The 1193-nt window shown below is 70.6% G+C and carries 1 protein-coding gene; it reads left to right on the top strand.

The window, feature by feature from the left end; translation table 11 throughout:
* Window positions 1–1193 (top strand): Ig-like domain repeat protein (locus BA175_RS30975; RefSeq protein WP_217493203.1); only part of this gene is annotated, 1193 nt, incomplete at both ends.

Below are 1193 nucleotides of genomic sequence, written 5' to 3'. Positions count from 1 at the left end.
AACCGTACCCCTGGCCACCGACGGCACCGCCTGCGTCACCACCACCACCCTCCAGACCGGCACCCTCACAGCCGTCTACAACGGCGACAGCTGCTTCACCACCTCCACGGATATGACGGAGGTGGGAGTCAACCCGGCCACGAGTACGGTGTCGGTGGTGGTAGATCCGAACCCGTCCGTGTGCGGCGAGACGGTCACCGTGTGCGCGACGGTGACAGCGGTCGCCCCGGGCAGCGGCACCCCCACCGGCTCGGTCACCTTCACCGCCCCCGGCGGACTCGACGAAACCGTACCCCTGGCCACCGACGGCACCGCCTGCGTCACGACGACCACACTGGAAACCGGCACGGTCAACGTCTCGTACACGGGCGACAGCTGCTTCCTGCCGTCCACCGGCGCGACGGACGTCACGGTCGACCCGGCCACGAGCGCGGTGACGGTGTCGGTCGATCCGAACCCGTCCGTCTGCGGCGAGACGGTCACCGTGTGCGCGACGGTGACAGCGGTCGCCCCGGGCAGCGGAACACCCACCGGAACCCTCAGTTTCCTTCTTCCTGACGGCACCACCCAGGTCGTGGGGCTGGACCCCCAGGGCATGGCGTGCCTCACCACCGACAGCCTCGTCAACGGCACGGTCAGCGCCTCCTACAGCGGTGACGGCTGCTTCCTGCCGTCCACCGGCGCGACGGACGTCACGGTCGACCCGGCCACGAGCGCGGTGACGGTGTCGGTGGACCCGAACCCGTCCGTCTGCGGCCAGTCGGTCACCGTATGCGCCACCGTCACCGCCGTCGCACCCGGCACCGGCACCCCCACCGGAACCGTCACCTTCACCGGCCCCGGCGGGCTGAACGAGACGTCTCCCGTCTCGCCGGACGGAACAGCGTGCCTGACCACCAGCAGTCTCGCCGGTGGCACCTACATGGCCTCCTACAGCGGCGACGGATGCTTCGCCGGCTCGGACGCCGTCTTCGACGTGACGGTGAACCGGGCAGCCAGCAGCGTCTCGGTTTCGGTGGACCCGAACCCGTCCGTCTGCGGCGAGACGGTCACCGTATGCGCCACCGTCACCGCCGTCGCACCCGGCACCGGCACCCCCACCGGAACCGTCACCTTCACCGGCCCCGGCGGAGTGAACGAGACGGTCCCACTGGCCGTCGACGGCACCGCCTGCGTCACCACCACCACCCTCC

The sequence above is a fragment of the Streptomyces griseus genome (assembly GCF_001715295.1).
In the GTDB taxonomy this organism is placed as follows: Bacteria; Actinomycetota; Actinomycetes; order Streptomycetales; family Streptomycetaceae; genus Streptomyces; species Streptomyces griseus_G.
Note: the sequence above shows the minus strand (reverse complement) of the source record. Positions and strands in the feature narration are given on the sequence as shown.